We start from the raw sequence: 16883 nt of genomic DNA on the forward strand, positions 1-16883 counted from the left end.
GTCACCGGCTCGCTGCTTAACCTTGGCTGTGATGATGCGAGGAGACACGACATGACGGAACCACCTTTCGATCCGAACACCGCGCCGAGAGCCGGCAACTCGGCTCAGGACCGCGCCGCGATGCGGGCGGACATGAACAAGGTCGCGCTGAAGCTGCGCGAAGCCGGCATTCAGCTTTACGGATTCTACAAGATCCACGACCTCGTGCCGTACTGGAATCCGCTTGGCTTCGATTTCATGTGCGACAACTGGCGGCAATTGCTCGACGCCGCCGGCAAGGCACCGCGGCTAGGCTCCGACCAGATCAACATGCCGGGCTACGATCCGTGGCTGCAGGCCGGCGTCAAGAGCGTCGGCTTCACGCAGACCGGTAAGGCTCCGCACGTGCATCTCGACATTGCGATCGATCGGCCCGGGCTCTGTCGGATTTACATCCTGGAGAAAGACGAGGAGCGACGTCTCGACGCCCTGCGACGGGCCCGGGTGGTCACCGCGAGAGATACCGACGTATTCAGGAAGATCCACCGGCGGGTGGAGGGTCTCGGCATCGATCTCGACGATCACATCGGCTCGCACCTGGAGGCTGGGCGGCTCGTGCTCGATGGCATCAATTTCGTCGCCAAGGATCACAAGCGTCTTCTCGATGTGCTGACGAACCTGAAATATCCCGCCGGCAACAATGTCTTTTTTCGCGGAGAGAGATCCGGCCGCGGTCATTTCTTCGGCATGGCCTCGTTCCTGGCCACCGACGGCATCGGCTTTCGGCAAATCTGGCAGACATTTCCGGAGGAAAGACCGATCGCAACACCAGATCCGCGTACCGGACCGGCGATGGATCCCAAGGCTTCCGGACGGTTTGGCGATTCACCGAACCTGCCGGATCTCACCTCGGTGCACTGTGCCGTGTCGAACCGGATCTGCAACGTCCATATCGACGAGATGGGCTTCGTGGTCACGGACAGCAAAGGCACCATCATCGTCGACCCTGACGCGCTGCGGCACATCTTCGTCGAATTGCTCTGGAAGACCAACCTGCAGGGCAAACTGCCCTTCTGGGCGCTCGACAACGTCAATTTCATCATCCCGAGCTCGCCAAACGACTTTTCCCGCGTTGGAGTCAGCGTCGACATCGCGAAGTTCGGGCGTGTCAAGATTGCGCTCAACGGGAGCTGCTCGGCCGACGGCAAGATGGAAGCAGCCGGCACGCTCACGCTCGGGTTCAAATTCTGAGACAGCCGACAGCCACGGCTCACTTGATGGAATAGGATTTGACGTCGAACGACCAATTGCTCGGCACCAGTTTTCCACTGCTGCCGTCCGGCACACGCAGCTCCCTGGTCCACGCCGACAGGTAGCTCAACGTATCGGCTTGATCCTGTAGTTTGCGCGGGAGATCCGGCAAATCGAGCAATTGCACGCGCCGTTCACTCAGGATCGCAACCATGACGGCCGAGCCGGTCGGCGGTGCGACGACATATTCAAAGCCACGTTGCCGCCCTGCCGGGGTCGGCACAACAAATTGCACGCCGGGCTTGACGAGATTGATGTCGCGGCCGTCCGACTGCTCCAACAATTCGGGAGTCGGAAAGATCTGGGACATCCGTCCGTCCGCATCGACATCGACCAGAATGAGATAGCCTGCCTTCTTCGCAGTCACGCCGAATGACACCTTGCCGCCAACGTTGACGGTCAGGCTGGGCAGGATCTCGAGGGACACACTTGCAGCATTGCTCTGTGCGGCGCCGGTCTGTCCGCGCGTCGCCTGGATGCGCCAGAACCATGGTGCGCTCGGCAGGCTCGCATGTAGAGATTCCGGCTGCAACGGCGCCGCGGGCGCGGCCCCGCTTCCCGCCAGCAGCAGGGCGAATGCGAAGCATAGTCGTTTACGGCGGATCAGCTCCGATCGCCACATGGCTCCCCCAAACAGATGTCAGGGAGCGCTGAAAAAGCCGATCGAGGCGATCCGCGCGTCCGCAGGCAGGTAGCGCTCGAGGTTCTTGATCAAGTGCCCTGAGGCGCGTCGCCGATTGAGCTGAATCAGGACGGTCTCGAGATCCACCATGCGCCGCTGCGAGGTTACAGCAACGATCTGCTCGGCACCGAACGGCTCACCCACCCGGAGTGGCAGCCGCAAGTTCGACGATTTGGCCACCGCCGCATCCGTACCGACCGGGTACAACATCTGGATGGTGCCGTCGCCGGATACATTGAACAGCAGCAACGCCCTTGAAGCCACATCGGACAGTTCGACTTCGATGGTCTGACCAGCGCGCTGCTGTCGATCATCCGGCCAAATACGCATGATCTGCGGCGATCGGGTCGCCATTCGCTTGAGTTCGCGCATTGCTGCGGTGCGATCCACGACCGTCGGCAGATTGGCTAGGTCCATCCCATAGGCGACGACATCGCCCCAGGCGATCACGTCATGAGAGACCGGGTCCCAGATCAGGTCGGGATTGTCCGTCGGCTGAACGGCCTGCACGGTGGCGTCCTTCGGCGTCACGCCGGCGAAATAGCTCATCTTGCCGTCGAGCGCCGCCAGACGAATCGGTGCCGCGAGACGGAGGGGCGCCGGTGCAGCGACAGTCGGCGCTGCGCCAGTCGGAGCGGCGACGGGCGCAACCGTATTGGGTGCAGCGGCCAGCGTCGGCAGCGCCGGAGCCTTGGTCGTCGCAGCCGGCGGGGCAGCCGCCTGTGCATCAGCAGCCTGACTGGAGGCCGCCCTCGCGGCTGGGCCCTGAATCAGCACCACGCCGCGCGTCAGCTCGAAGGCGACGGCGGTCTCCGGCACCTGCGCCGGTGACGATATCGTCACGATGTTCTGGCGCTGGTCCGAGAGCTGATAGACCACCTGCCGGACATTGGCGAAGAGCTCCTTGAGCGTCACCTTGCCGTCGCGATTGATGTCCGCGCTGCCCTCCACTGCCCGCGCCACCGCGTAGCTGAGAGCCCCGCGCAGCCCATCGATCCCGGGAATCCGTACTTCGGGCGCCTTGGTGTAGCGATCAACAGCGGCGAGGAACGCCGTGTGGTCGAGATCGAGCTCGGATTTCGGACCGTTGCTGTCCGATACCGGCTTCAATTCATCGACAAGCAACGTGTAGCGCGGCACCTGCCGGAAGCTCATCTCCGCAGCCCGCGGGTCGATATCGCGCACCATTCCGCCGCCATGGCAGGTATCCGCAACGAAGATCACCTTCGCGCCGCGCAGCTCGAGCTGCCGGATGAAATGGTTGAACTCGCTCCCCAGAATGCGCTCGACGGACCCCTTCGACGTGGTTTCGAAGCCGGGCAGCAGGAACACGTTCTCCATCCCATCGGGCTCCGAGCCCTTGACGCGCTCAGGCTCCTGGGTGCCGTGGCCGGCGATCGACAGGAAGACGAGGTCGTTATTCCTTGTCCGCGTCACCAATGCACTGATTTCACGCAAGACGCTCGCCCTGTCCGCTTGGGCATTGGTCAACTCGACGACATCGCTAACCCCCATCGTCTTCAGGCTGGACACGAGATCTCCAGCGTCAGCGACTGCGCCCTTCAGTTTGCGGACGTGCTGGTAATCGTCGATTCCGATCACGAGCGCGCGCACGGCCGCCCCATCCGGATTGCTGATCGCCAGTGCTTCCGCTGCCTGGGCGCGCTGCAGCGGCAGACCGATCACCGCAGCAAGCGCGATGGCGGCAGCGCACCAGATCCCGTACTCAAATCCTCTGGGCCTTCGCATCGTGATCCACCTCGATGTCATGCAGGCCGGTTCCCGAGCCGCGCCGGTCGGACGTGGCGGCGACACCTCGTCCTGTCGTCCCGGGTCCAGCGTGCGAACAGCGTTCGCTATCCATCTGTAGCGCCAGTGACACACATGGTTCAGCGCCTCTTGGTCGCGGTTTTCGCAGCCGCCGATTTGCGGCCCGTCGGCGCATCGGCGTCCTGGTAGGCGTCAGCCGAAACGGTTGTCTGGTCGTCGGCGAAGGCACGGAAGCGAACCGGAGTGTAGCCACGCGCAAGCAGGCTCGCCAACGGATAGATGTTGCGGCAAACGCGTCCGTTGCAGCCGCCGGTCGAGGATTCCATCACCTCCGCCTTGCGATCCGGCGTGAACCGCAGGAACAACATCACATGGGAGCCGGGCTTGTTGAGTGCATCGCCGGGCTTCAACTCCCACGGGTTCGCCACGGGCGCGGCGATCGCGGGAATGGCGGCGGTCGTATAATGGACGGAGAGTCCCCACGTGGCGCTGACGAACGCCGAGCAGTCGACGCCCGCCACATCCGGCCGCGGCGCGTTGCGGGTGCAGACATTCCCGGCCAACGTGCCGCTCTCGATGCGCTGCCGGAAGTTTGCGAGGGAGCCGTGACAGCCCCAGCAATAGGGTACGCCGCGCACCTCCTGGTTCACCTTGCCTTGAAGGTACCATGGGCGGCGAATGCGGTTGAATCCGCTGCACTGGCTGTCCGGATCGTTGCCATAGTTCGCCTGCGTCAGCTTCCACTGCACACCCTCGAACGCAAACGCGGTCTCGATCGCCTGCTGGCGATTTGACGGCCGCACCGCCGCTGTCGCATTGAACTTGCTATTGTTGGAAGGCTGCGCGGTTGCCGTCCGCGACGGCCGAGCGTCGATCACCGACGCGTTGCGCAGGGGGCGGAAGCCGACGCCAACCACATCGACACCGGTTGGCTTGGTTCGCAGGAAATAGACGTCGCCGTCACCCGAGATCGTGACGAACCGCCTCGTCAGCGGGGTGTTCTCGAGAGGCAACTCATAGATTCCCTCGATCCGGCCGTTGGCGGCATAGCGCACGACGAACGTGGATGCGTTCTTTCCCGATGGCGGAATGTCTTCGGCCAACACATAGAAGCGATCGCTATTGTCGATCTCGAGGAACTCGACCGTACCGAGCTGGTCACGCACGCGCAGGCCGAGCGCGCCAATGGTCTCATTGGTGACCATGGTCTGGATCTCGATGCGCACGCTGGAATTGCCCTTGTCCGGGATGATATCGGCGATGACCGAGCCCTTGCTGCGGGACGCGACGTACTGCCGGTCGGGCTGCCGGCCTGTTTTGACGACGGCCGCGCGGGTGTTCTGGTCGAGCAGCTCGGTCGCGCTGCCGGGTGGCTGCGATCCCATCTGGGCGAAGGCGGAGATGGCGACCTGGTCGTCCGTGCCGCGGCTCGAGACCTCCTCGAGCTGGATTTCGTCGCCGCCGAGCCCGCGCGTGGACTGGTCTGGCGCCGCCTTCAACGTGCGAACGCCGCCGTCCCAAACCATGATGTCGCCGTTGTGAACGACGAGGTCGGTCGGCTGTACATCCCTCGGCATCTTGAGGACGTCAGGATCGGAATTCGGTTGCTTGGGATCGAACTGGAGTATGCGTCCGTTGACCTGATCGAGCACGAACAGGTTGCCCTGCCCGTCGGCACTGAGCGCCTGGGGGCCTGCCAGTTCCACGTCCTCGCCGGCCGGGACGATGCCGACCATGGAGGCAGCCGAGCCGCCCGAAAAGCTCCGCACCACGGTGTCCTCGGCGTGCGTCCCGGTAGCGAAAATGCTCGCACCGGCGATGAAGACCCAGATCCAACTCGTTGGACGAAACATGTTCGCCTCAATGTGCCCGAACCGATTGTCGCGCCAGATCGACTAATCCGAGATGCCGTTGATGCGGCGCGTCAATTAGTGGTGAGCAATCTCAATCGCGTTCAATTCTATCACCGGACGGTGATAGCCCGAATGTCTTCAGCTTGCGGTGCAGAAACCATGGCCAAGAATAGATTTGAGCAGGTCAACGAGATCCAGCCCGACGCCATTACGCTGGTCCTGAAACGCGACATCGACGGCGCCACCGGATCGGTTGTGATGCCGGCTGCCAGCAGCGGCGGGCGGCTGTCCAATGACCAGGTCAGCGCCCCATTGCCGGCCCAGGACGCCTTTCGCGGCGCGATCCGGCTGGCCAATGACGTGAAGCTCGCGATCGTGGTGTGCGATCCGGACGGCGTCTGGAAGCCCGAATGGGGCGATCTTTACCAGGCCCTCGACTGATTCATTGCCGGGCGGACCGGCACATGTTGCGACGCCGTATGGAGACGAGCATGCTGAACGGACCGCTGCCCCGCGCGTCGTTGCGGGTCCGAGCCGTGATGGTCGCCCTGTTGGTTTCGACCAACTGGCCGGCATGGGCCAACGACTCGGCCGCCGAATTGTCGATCGGAGGGCTCCAGTTCGTTCGCACCCGCGATGTGGCCATGGAGAGCGAGGACCTGCGTATCGCACTCGACAGGATCATCGTTCGCTATCAGTTCGCCAACGTCACCAACAAGCCGGTGACGCTGACTGTGGCCTTTCCGCTGCCCGACATCGAACTGTCGGAGGCCGATAACATCGCGCTGCCGTCGAACGACCCGGTGAACTTCGTCGACTTCGAGACCAGGATCGACGGCAGCCCAGCGCCGCTGACGATTGATCAGCGCGCCATGATTGGCGACAAGGATGTCAGCGCACTGCTCCGCCAGTTCAAGCTGCCGCTGTTGCCCATCGGCAACCGCGAAATCCGCATGACCGACCTCCCGGCAGCAACCCGAACCCGACTTGTGGACGAGGGGTTATTGATGCCTGCCGGAATGAGCGACAACGGCCGTCAGCAATATGCTCCAGGCTGGGTCACCAGGACGTCTGCCGTGCGCCAGCAGGTGTTTCCGCCCTCGCGCACCGTTGTCGTCGAACACCAGTATCGGCCGAGCGTCGGCTCCAGCGCTGACACCATACTGCGCCCGGGCCTGCGCCGCAGCAACGCACTCGGCCCGGAAGTCGCGCGTTACCGGAAGGAGTATTGCGTCACGGACGGGTTCCTTGCCGAGCTCGACAAGCGCGCCGGCGACGGCACGGTCAACACCGCCAAGCTGCAGGAGCGGCGCATTTCATACGTGCTCAAGACCGGCGCGAATTGGGCCGGGCCGATCCGGGCGTTCAAGCTGACCATCGACCCCGGTGGCAGCGACCGCATGGTCAGCTTCTGCCAGGGCCGGCTCAAGGCCTCCCCGGCCGGAAACACGCTTGAATATACGGCAAGCGATTTCAAGCCGGATACCGACCTGAAGATCCTGGTGATCGGAAAATTCTGAGCGCCGATCAGTTCGTAAGCATCACGTATCGTGCGGCCGCGGTGATCGTCACGCGGTTGCGCTGGGCGTCACTCAGCGCCTGCAGGAAGAACGTGTCGGCAGCGGTCGGTCGCGGCTGGCGCAACGAGTCCAGAACCTGCGGAGTCGCTACGGCCAAGATCAGTTGCGGACCGCTCGCGCGCGGGACCGGGAGCGAAAACGACAGCGAGTCAATACCCGGCTTCAGGAGGTAAGACAGGCTCTGCACCTCACCGCGATCCGATACCATGAGCAATTCCACCACACGATTGGCGAAGTTCTCGATGGTGCCGTTGAGGGTTTCGCCGGCCTTCAGTTCCGTCGCTGACAGGGTGACGCGCGGCACTCGCATCTGGTCGCTTCCCACCTGGCTTAAGAACTTGACGGCCGGGCACTGGGCCTGGGTCACCTGCCTGACACCGACCGAAGCCTCAAATCCCTGGTCCCGCCGAAACGCCTTGTCGAACGTATCGAACGGGGCCGTCGAGGCGCCGTAGCCTTCGATCACGGCGGCGGTTTGACTGACCGCAACCGGCAAGATGAAGAAGCAATCGCCGCCGGAGTATTGAGCTACATATTTGCGGATGCGTTCGGCGCGTCCCTGCCCCTCGGCTGGCGGAGTAGGCGTTACCGCCGACGGTGGTGACAGCTTCACCGGCTCCTGACGTCCGGGCTGTGGTGCGGAGGGCTCGACTTTCGGCGGCGACATTGTCCCCGCGAGTTTCGGAGGCGGCGGCAAGCCCGCCACGCCAGGCGCCGACCAGACCAGCTTGTAGAAGGCATATCCACCCCCGCCCAACATGAGCAGCACCGCGGCTGCGCTCGCATAGAGCCAGAGACTGCGCGGCCTCTTCTGCGCGGTTGAGGGCGCCCTATCCTGCCAGGCCGGCGCCGCGGTTTCCGGCCGCGCCAGCGGATCGAAGCCGGACAACGGCGCGGTGGATGTCTGGGGCGGACCTGTCGGCGTCCACTTGGCGACCTCCGCCATGGTCGCACGCAACGCCGGATCGGGCTGCAGCATCCGCTCCAGCAAAGGCCTGATGCGCATGTCTACCGCACCGAGATCGGGCACACGCCGGCGCTTCTCCACCAGTTGAAACTGGCTTCCGCCCATGTCGAGCTTCTGTCCGGTCAGCGCATGGAACAGCACGAGGCCGAAGCTGTAGACGTCGGACTTCGCCGTGATCTCGTTGCCGTACAGGCCGACCTGTTCCGGAGACGCGTAGTTGTCCTTGCCGGCGAAGCCCGAACCGATGATGGTCTTGTCACCCATCTGGGTCGATCGGGCGATGCCGAAATCGATGATCTTGGCGCGTCTCACATCGTCGAGCGGCACGATGATGTTGTCCGGGGAAACGTCGCGATGGATGATGCCGTGCTCGTGGGCGGCCTCCAGTCCCGATGCAACGCGCTGCATCAGCTTGACCAGCGCCTCGAAAGTCAACGGCCCTTCGTCGAGCATGTTCGAGAGCGAACGGCCGTTCACGAACTCCATCGCGAGATACGGTCGCTGCAGCACGGGCTCCACGGTGAACAGGAAGTAGCGAACGATCGCGTCGTGCGGGAGATTGTGAAGCGCCGCTGCCTCCCGCCGGAACAGCGCGAGCGCGGCCTCGTTGTCGACCATGTCGGGCAGCAGCATTTTCACCGCAACCGGCGATCCGGTCTGGATCTCACGGCACTTGTAGACCTCGCCCATGCCGCCCGCGCCGATCACGGCTTCGATCTCGTAGATGCCGTTGAGGCGGGTGCCGGGCGGCACACCACGGTAGCCCGACGGGAATGGATCGTTAACGCTCATGGTTGCGGCTCCCGATCCAGCGGCGATCTCGTCGGTTCTGAGGATCGCGGCACCAGCAGCCGCACAACCACGATCGTCACGTTGTCGAGCCCTCCCCGATCAAGAGCCAAAGCGAGCATGTCATCGCAAGCCGCCTGGGCGTGCCGCGTGATCGCATGCTGCAGGATCTCGTCGTCCTGCACATGCTTGGTCAAGCCGTCGCTGCAGATCACGAAGACGTCTTCCGGCTCGGCCGGACCGGTCACGACCTCGAACTCCGGATCATCGGCGACGCCGACGGCCCGGGTAATGGCATTGCTCGGCCAGTCCTTGACGTCTTCGCGCGACACCGCGCCGCCGGCAATCAGTTCCTCCAGCTCGCTGTGATCATGCGATACCTGATTGATGCTGCCCCGGGTGACCAGGTAGACCCGGCTGTCGCCCGCCCATATGCAGGCATAATAGCCGTCGCGCACGAGCAGAACCGCCGCCGTGGTGCCGACGGTGGCACCCTGCCGTTCCTTGCTGAGCGACAGGATCTGCCGGTTCGCATGGAACAGTCGCTCCTCGCACTGCGTCAGCAAGTCGGCGGCCGAGTCCGGCAAGCCGATCGTATCAAGCGACTGCACGACGATGCGGCTGGCGAGATCGCCGGCCTCGTGACCGCCCATACCGTCGGCGACGGCCCACAGGCCGACATCGGTCCGGACCAGGCACGAATCTTCGTTGCGCGTCCGCACCCGTCCGGCATGAGTGACGCTGCCGACATCGAACAAGGAAGGGATATGCACCATCGCGCGTCACCCCGTCCCGGATGCTGTACGGCCGAGATCGCCGGTCAGCATTGTGGAGTAGTGAAATGGGTCCGGCAATCCGCGGCAAGCGAGCGCCATTGATGGAAAGCCTTCGCCACCCGCGGTCCACCAGAAACTTGCCGCAGCATAGATCTGCGGACTGGCAGCGGAAAGCGCGGCAAAGGACTTGGTGAATGCGTCATCCGCCGAAACCGCTCCGACGGTCGTTGCGCCCAGTGCGATCATTTGCGATTCGTCGGCGATCGGCGCCTGCGGTCGCGGCACCACGAGACGATCCAGAGCACCCGATATCTGCTCAAAGGTCGAAGTTTGATCCAGAGTCGAAAGCAGGAACGCCTCCGCCTGCCCGTACCATTCATCCTGAGGATCGATGCTCGGCGGCGGCAGTAAGGCGCTTTCGTCCGACACCGCATGCACCGTCAATGGATAATACCGCCCCACCCCGTCGAGCGAAGGCATCATTGCCCCCGCCACCGTCGTGCCGCAGATGGCGGCGCCAAGCCAGAATCGCCAGACCGGTGCGGTCAGGAACGCCTGCTGCCAGCCCGGGCCAAGCTGATGACGACTGGCCGACAGCGCAGACTGCACCCATGGCTCCCAGGCTTCCAGGAAGCTGCGCGGGGTGGCGATCGCGATGAAATCACGCTTCGCGCCGATCTTGCCGAATAGCCCACAACGCATGTTCATATTCCAGTCGGGCAACGAAACTCGCGGAGCACCGACAGGTTGAGGGGATTGCGCAACGACCCGGTCGAAATCTGATAGTTGAGCTCGCGCCCCGCGACGATGAAAGTCGCGCTGGCGGTTTCTGCTTTCACCACCAAGGATCCAGCCTCGAGCATCCGGAACAACGACCAGGGACCGATGCGCTCGAGCACGGATGGCGGCCCGATATCGTTGCTGACCGAAATTGCCGTCCGCGGCGACGGACCCGGCCAGAGAACGGTGGTCGGTGCGTTGCTCTGAGGCTGCGGCGGTGGTGGCGGAGGTTGCGGCCCGCCGAACATGGACGAAGCCGTGGGCGGGCCCGGCGTGACCGGGCTGGTGATCGTCGTGCCACCAATCTCGGTCTTGACCGTCACGCCCGGCCCGGATGCCCCGGGCGGCCGGATTGCGAACGACACCGCCGGTACGCCACCGCCGGTCTGGAAGAAGGCGTCGCGGACATAGGCCGCATTCTGGAACTGCTTCAGCGTGTCGGGCGAGAACGATCGGCCGACGGGACTCTCCTTCCGCCACGTCCAATCTGATCGCGACGTGTCGGCGTAAGACGCCAGGAACTGGGTGAAGAACTTGTCCATGATGCCGTTCGGACTGAAAAGCTTGGCAAAGTCGGCGAGTGGCACCTCTTGATTGCTGCCGCGGACGAACGGATACCGGTTGGTCACTGTCTGCTGGCAAACCGGCGTGACCTGATCGCGCAGCGCCTGCAGGATCTGTCCGGCAGTCGAGGCGGCAATGCTGCCCTCGAACTCCGCGGCGGCCGCGCGCAGCATGTCGGAGAACGGCGGCGGCATGCGCGAGGCATTGTTGCGCAGGGCCGCAACCTGGCTCTGAAGCGAAGCGGTCGCCTGCGCGGTCAGTTGCGGGGTCTCGATGATCAGCGTCAGATTCTGCGCGATGTCGTTCAGGTTGGCGATGGTCGAGTCGATCGGCCGGCGGGTGCTGTCGCCTTCCAGCACCGCATGATATGGTTTGAACTGTGCTTCGATCGTCGCCCCGAGTGGTCCATCCTGGGCGTTGGTGAACAGTGGCGGCGCGGCCACAGCAGGCGTGGCCGGGTTCGTCGCAGCATTCGCCGGCTTCGGCCGCTCTTTGGTCAGTGTCGTTTCGTCGCGCACCGATTCCAGGATTTGCCGCATCGGTGAGGTCGGCGCGGAAACCGCCCTTAGCACCTCGTATTTCGGCTTGTCGGCAAGCAGCTTCTTCAGACGCAAGCTGCCCAGCGCGGTTCGCCAAGTCGTAACAAACTCGTTGGAATAGATGTTCACGAGGTCGCCGGCGAGGTTGTCGTACTGCTGGTCGATGGCCGACTGCTGGCCGGCATCGCCCAGAACCCAGCGTTCCTTCTTCATGCGCTCCGACAAACCCGGCAGCCGGGCGACGAAGTTCTGCTGGAAGCCGTTATACGTGAAGAACTGGGGCACCCGCACAGCGTCCAGAGGCTGCCCCGTCGTGGTTTCGAACACGACCGCCATGTCAGGGCCGCCGCGGCGGGCGGCGATCCAGTCGCCTGCAGTCGATGAGCGAGCCTCGGATTTCAGGAATTCGTAGGCGCGCTGCGACACGCTCAGGCGCGCGAGGGAGTTCTGCGCCTGCTTGATCAGCCGGCCGTCCAGCTCGACAAGCGGGGGCTGCTCCGTCTCGAGGTCGAACATCGCCGTGAGGTTCTCGTCGAGCAGGCGCCGTCCTTCTGCGTTGGTTGCGCCGGGATAGAGATTGTCCTGCCAGTCGCGCTGCATCCAGGAGCGGATCAGATCGCGGTCCGGCGACTGCAGGCCGCCGAGCATCAGATAGACCTTGAGCGCCTCGTAGACGAATGCAGATTCGTTGATGCGCGCGTTGAGCTGCTCCTCCAAACGATACAGCAGGCGTGGCCTGAACATGCGCTCGAGCGCCGCATGATAGGCCGCCTTGGAGGGCGACATCAGCCGGGCGTGCTGGCTGAGCCCGTAACGGGCCGACAGGGGCACCGACTCGTTGCGCGAACCGTAGCCCGCCGGGGCGTTGCGCAGCCGATAGAGCAGTGGCAACACCTTGTCGAGATCATGATCGTCGATCAGCGTCTGCTTGATGAGAGGCGCTCCGGCGGCTGCATATTCGTTGTCCGCCTGCACACTCTGCGCGATCAAGTCGGAATTGCGCTTGTAGCTGGTCAGCCATCCTGCGATCAGCCCGATCGAGACCAGACCGATCAAGGATAGCGCTGCGGTTTTCAGAATCAGTGCGCGGCGCACCGCCGCACGGTCGGTCGAGACCCAGTCGGCCTCGCCGATGATGACCTTGGAAATGAGATCGGCGAGGAAATAGCTCTTGCCCGTCCCTGAATAGGATCCGGAACCGACCTCCTCCGCGCCGAACGTGCGCGCCAGCGACCCGATCAGTTGGTCGATGGGCGTCCCTTGCTGCGTACCCGAGGTGAAGTAGAATCCCCGCAGGTTCGCGTTCACGTGGTAGCGCGTTGGCTCGAAGATCTGGTTGAGGAAGTCGTGGATCTGGGGCTTGAGCCGAGCCATCTGTGCCGGGAAGCCGAACAGTTGCACACGGTGCTGCGGGGTCGGCTCGTCCTGCAGGCGGTCGAGTGTCTCCTCGCTCAGGCGCTCCAGCAGACGGTCGAACTCGACCGGTATCTGTCCCACCAGATTCTGGGTCTTGTCAGCGGTCTGGAATGTCGCGCCCCAGACCTGGCGACGGCCGGCCTCGCCGAGATAGGCGAAATATTCGGTGAAGCCGGCAACGAGATCGGCCTTGGTAAAAAGCGCGTAGACGGGGAAGCTGACCTTGAGCTTCTGATGCAGCTCGAGCAAGCGCATTCTGATGGCGTCGGCGTGAAGCGCGAGTTCCTGCTTGGGCAGCGTCAGCACGTCCTCGATGCTGATGGCGACCAGGACGCCGTTGATCGGCTGGCGTGACCGGCTCTTCTTGAGGATGTCGAGGAAGGCCAGCCAGCTTTCCTTGTCGGCCTTGGCGCTGGAATCCTGGGTGGTATAGCGGCCGGCCGTATCGATCAGGACGGCCTCCTCGGTAAACCACCAATCGCAATAGCGGGTACCGCCGACCCCCGCAACCGCAGCCGGCGTCGCCCCGCGTGCGAGCGGAAATTTGAGCCCGGAATTGACCAGCGCGGTGGTCTTGCCGGCGCCGGGCGGGCCGATGATGACGTACCAGGGCAGATCGTAGAGATAGCTCGATTTGTTGCCGCTGGCGGTCTTCAGCGTGGCGAGCGCATCCTTCATGCGTTCCTTGAGAACCGGCTCGTCGCTGACGGGCTGATCTGCCGCACTGATCCCGTCGGCGATCTCCTTGGCATTCTTGCGCCGCTTGAAGAAACTGAAGCCGGCGACGCCCGCTGCGGCCGTGACCAGCAGCAGAATCGCGATCTGGCGGATGATGTGGTTCTCGAGCGGATGCCAGTCGCCGAATGCAATGAAGGGACCTGCGAAATAGATCACGGCGCCGAGCGAGCTGAGCCCAACTCCGTAGAGAATGATGCGGATGATATCCTTGGCAAGCATTGATCGGTACCTGTCGCAAACCGCGTGAGCCGTGGAGCCTGCTTATTCGCTGCGTTCGATAAAGATCTCGACACGCCGGTTCTTGGCGCGTCCGTCAGGCGTCGAATTGGGTGCGATCGGCGCGTCCGCTCCCTTGCCTTCAACGTCGACGCGCGAACCATCGGTGAGGCCGGGCTTGAGCGCGGCGGCAACCGCCTTGGCGCGCTCGACCGACAGCTCGAAGTTCGAAGGGAAGCGCACGGTGCGGATCGGCGAGCTGTCGGTGTGACCGACGACCCGGATTCGTCCCGGCTCCTTGTCGAGGGTTACTGCGACGCGGGCCGCAACCGGCTTGAAGCCGTCGAGGATGGTGGCCTGGCCTGACGAGAACAACGCGAGGTCACAGACCCTGATCACGATGAAGCTCGCGGTCTGGTCCGCGGTCATGGCACAGGCGGTGTTCTCCTTGGCGAGCGCATTGCGGATGCGCTGCAGCTGGGTGATACGGTCCGGCGGTGGCGGCGGAGGTGGTGGTGGCGGCGGTGCAATGACCTTGCGCTTGAGCTCGATCGGATCGCTGGGATGCAGCGCCAGAGCGACTTCGGCAGCGTTCTCCGCCCGGCCGGCCAGCAGCGTTCGCAGGACGAAATAGGACCCCGTCAATAGCGCGGCGGCCACGGCTGCCACCAGCCAGACCGGAACGCGGAGACGCTGCCGGCGACCGGCCAGCGCCTGCCCCCTCCAGTTGGGCGACAGGTCGCTCACCGTCTTGGGACGGACCCGGCGCAACAATTCGTAGAGGTTGCGCTGGATCACCTGCAGGTTCGCAAGCCCGCCTGCCGATGTACGGTGGATGCCCTGGAAGCCGAGCGCGAGGCAGGCATGCTGCAGTTCGAGCACTGGATAGTTGATCAGCGGATCAACCTTCAAATGGTCGAGGATCTCGAAGAAACGGACACCACCCACCCGCTCGCCGAAGAACCGGCTCAGCATGGAATATTGCGTCCAGACATGGCGCTCATCGGTCGGGATGTGCTGCACGATATCGTCGGCGGTGGCGCACAGGATGTATTTCGCCGTGTTGGCCTGATGCTCGGAGATCCCCGCCGAACGGATATCCTTCTCGAAGAACTTGATCGCGTCGGCGACCTGCTCCATCAGACTTGCGAATGACGCGCGCATGAGCGCCACGCGCAACCGGCCAAGCAATTGCAGCAAAGGGCCGGCCGCACGCATCACCGGATTGGCGTTTGGCGCCACCAGATCGTCGATGCGCAACGGCGGTCCGGGTGGCAGCATCCCCTGCTGCACCGGTGCCTGCGCGGGTGTCGATATCCATTCCTCGGCCGGCTGGCTGGTCGGCGCAGCGGCGTAGCTCGGGCGCTGCGGAATGGGAGAAGAGGATGACGGCGAGGAAGGCGCGGGCGCGCCGGGAGGCGGCACAGGCGACGGCGAGTAGCTTGGACGTGCCGCGGGTCCCTCGCCCGCCGGAGGCTGAGCGGTGGGCGCCGGCGGCAACCTCCCGCCGGGATTGGGACGAATGATCGTCCGCTCGCCCCGACCGAAAGGATTGACCGGCTTGTCCCTGTCGCTCATGGCCTGTCTTCCAGGATAGCCCAAAGGTACAGCTCGAGCTCCGGCCAGTCGCCGGAGAAATGCATCCCGATCGAGGCCGCCGTGCTGAACTCCGGCCATAGCGGCGACTTGCGATCGAGATAGAAATAGACGTGATCGGTGATGGCCCGGATGTGCGGCGGCGGGGTCGGCAGGTGCACCAGCGTCAACCCTGGCAAGTTGGCGTGCACGATCTCGTTCATCTTGGTGTTCGGGCCGACCTTGAACAGATGCGGGAAGTCGTTCTGGATCTCCACGAGCGGCCGCCGTGCGGCGACCTCCAGCACCAGGGTCGCATTCCGGAACAGCGCCCGATCGCGGATCGGCGACACGAACGCATTCTGGGCGCGCTCGATGATCTCCAGGCGGATCGCCCGCCGGCCCAGCCGCGCGCTCAGGAAGTCCTGGATGTCGCTCACCAGGGGTGTGAAGATATTCTCGAGATCGTCGTGATCGTACGCCGGATAGTTGCGAGCACGGCGTTCTGGTGTGGCAAACGTCGCAAGCTCACCGGCAAACCTCAGCAGCTCCTCGTACAGTCGTTCCGGATGAACACTGCCCGAACGCTGGAAATGGGTCAGCACGGGAATGGTCCGGTTCAGCACCTGCAGCACCAGATAGTCGACGCTCTGCAACCCGCCTCCGGACGACGGATCGACTGCGTAACGTGCCAGCTCGTCGAGCTTGGTCTCGACCCAGCCGATGATGCGGTTGAGCCAGCCGTCGATGATGGGATGTGCGGCGCAGACCAGCATCGGCGGCACGAACTTGTCGTCGAACAGGATGTTCTTGTCGCGCACTTCCAGAATGCGCGCGATGCCGAGTCCCATGTATCCCGGCTTGCTGGTCTTGCGCAGTTCGAACGACAACCGCGGATAAGCGATGTCGATCTCTTCCTCGATGCGCAGCGCCGAGGTCGAATCGATGAAGGTCTCGGACGTGCGAACATAGCGACTGGCGCTGTCGGTGCGATCCTCATCAACCTCGCGGGTGTTTGGCGCTGCGATCGGCATCATCAGCCAGACGATCTGGCCGGCGGCAGAATCCGGCACCTCGATCGCTTCCGGAATCGGGCTGTCCGCGGGGATGTCGAACGGCGTTCCGTCCGGCATGACGCCGGACGCGTTGCGCACCGCGAACTTGCTCTGTTCGGTGAGGTCCTTGTCGATCTCGAGCTGGGCGAACCCCCAGGGGTATGGCGTTGTGTAGCGAACGCGCTTTTCCAGCAAATGTTCGATATAGCGATCGTTCTGCTGCAGATGGTGCGGCCGCAGAAACAGTCCTTCTGACCAGAAAACCTTGCTGTACCAAGACATTCCTACATCCA

The 16883-nt window shown here is 63.8% G+C and carries 12 protein-coding genes; 3 read left to right on the top strand and 9 right to left on the bottom strand.

The genetic code is table 11. The features are described from left to right. Positions 1-51 precede the first annotated feature (51 nt). Positions 52-1230, top strand: coding sequence for a hypothetical protein (locus tag IVB23_RS01405; protein ID WP_061881621.1), 1179 nt, complete (start codon positions 52-54; stop codon positions 1228-1230). A gap of 19 nt (positions 1231-1249) precedes the next feature. Here the strand turns inward: IVB23_RS01405 and IVB23_RS01410 are convergent, their stop codons facing one another. From IVB23_RS01410 to IVB23_RS01420, 3 genes are all read right to left on the bottom strand, one after another. Then, positions 1250-1912, bottom strand: a complete 663-nt coding sequence (locus IVB23_RS01410; RefSeq protein WP_247802281.1) for a DUF4384 domain-containing protein — start codon at positions 1910-1912, stop codon at positions 1250-1252. An 18-nt stretch (positions 1913-1930) separates the two neighbouring features. Beyond that, positions 1931-3721: a caspase family protein gene (locus IVB23_RS01415; protein ID WP_247802282.1), complete on the bottom strand. Its 1791-nt coding sequence runs from the start codon at positions 3719-3721 to the stop codon at positions 1931-1933. A 140-nt stretch (positions 3722-3861) separates the two neighbouring features. Then, entirely contained in the window at positions 3862-5595 is a 1734-nt protein-coding gene (locus tag IVB23_RS01420) for a hypothetical protein (protein WP_197966272.1), read from the bottom strand. Between the two features lie 159 nt (positions 5596-5754). Between IVB23_RS01420 and IVB23_RS01425 the strand changes: the two genes are divergently transcribed. Together IVB23_RS01425 and IVB23_RS01430 are read left to right on the top strand one after the other, a co-directional pair. Continuing rightward, a complete protein-coding gene (locus IVB23_RS01425) occupies positions 5755-6036 on the top strand; it encodes a hypothetical protein (RefSeq protein WP_061881617.1) in 282 nt (93 codons plus the stop codon). A 98-nt stretch (positions 6037-6134) separates the two neighbouring features. Beyond that, on the top strand, positions 6135-7115 hold the full coding sequence (locus IVB23_RS01430; RefSeq protein WP_197966449.1) for a DUF4424 domain-containing protein: 981 nt from the start codon (positions 6135-6137) through the stop codon (positions 7113-7115). A gap of 7 nt (positions 7116-7122) precedes the next feature. On the opposite strand, the gene IVB23_RS01435 is transcribed toward IVB23_RS01430, so the two are convergent. The 6 genes from IVB23_RS01435 to tssK are packed head-to-tail and all read right to left on the bottom strand — an operon-like array spanning position 7123 to position 16872. Further along, positions 7123-8934 (bottom strand): serine/threonine-protein kinase, encoded by a 1812-nt coding sequence (locus IVB23_RS01435; protein ID WP_247802284.1) that lies wholly within the window; start codon positions 8932-8934, stop codon positions 7123-7125. Further along, a complete protein-coding gene (locus IVB23_RS01440; protein WP_197966269.1) occupies positions 8931-9707 on the bottom strand; it encodes a protein phosphatase 2C domain-containing protein in 777 nt (258 codons plus the stop codon). Before IVB23_RS01440 ends, IVB23_RS01435 begins: the two co-directional genes overlap by 4 nt. Before the next feature lie 6 nt (positions 9708-9713). Beyond that, complete coding sequence (gene tagF / locus IVB23_RS01445) at positions 9714-10415, bottom strand: type VI secretion system-associated protein TagF (RefSeq protein ID WP_197966448.1); 702 nt, start codon at positions 10413-10415, stop codon at positions 9714-9716. After that, a complete protein-coding gene (gene tssM / locus IVB23_RS01450) occupies positions 10412-13963 on the bottom strand; it encodes a type VI secretion system membrane subunit TssM (protein ID WP_247802285.1) in 3552 nt (1183 codons plus the stop codon). The genes tagF and tssM overlap by 4 nt, the downstream gene beginning before the upstream one ends. A 42-nt stretch (positions 13964-14005) precedes the next feature. Further along, positions 14006-15538, bottom strand: a complete 1533-nt coding sequence (gene tssL, locus IVB23_RS01455) for a type VI secretion system protein TssL, long form (RefSeq protein ID WP_197966267.1) — start codon at positions 15536-15538, stop codon at positions 14006-14008. Beyond that, complete coding sequence (gene tssK / locus IVB23_RS01460; protein ID WP_026201979.1) at positions 15535-16872, bottom strand: type VI secretion system baseplate subunit TssK; 1338 nt, start codon at positions 16870-16872, stop codon at positions 15535-15537. The genes tssL and tssK overlap by 4 nt, the downstream gene beginning before the upstream one ends. Positions 16873-16883 lie beyond the last annotated feature (11 nt).

Origin of the sequence: Bradyrhizobium sp. 191 (genome assembly GCF_023100985.1) — a bacterium.
Taxonomy (GTDB): Bacteria; Pseudomonadota; Alphaproteobacteria; order Rhizobiales; family Xanthobacteraceae; genus Bradyrhizobium; species Bradyrhizobium diversitatis.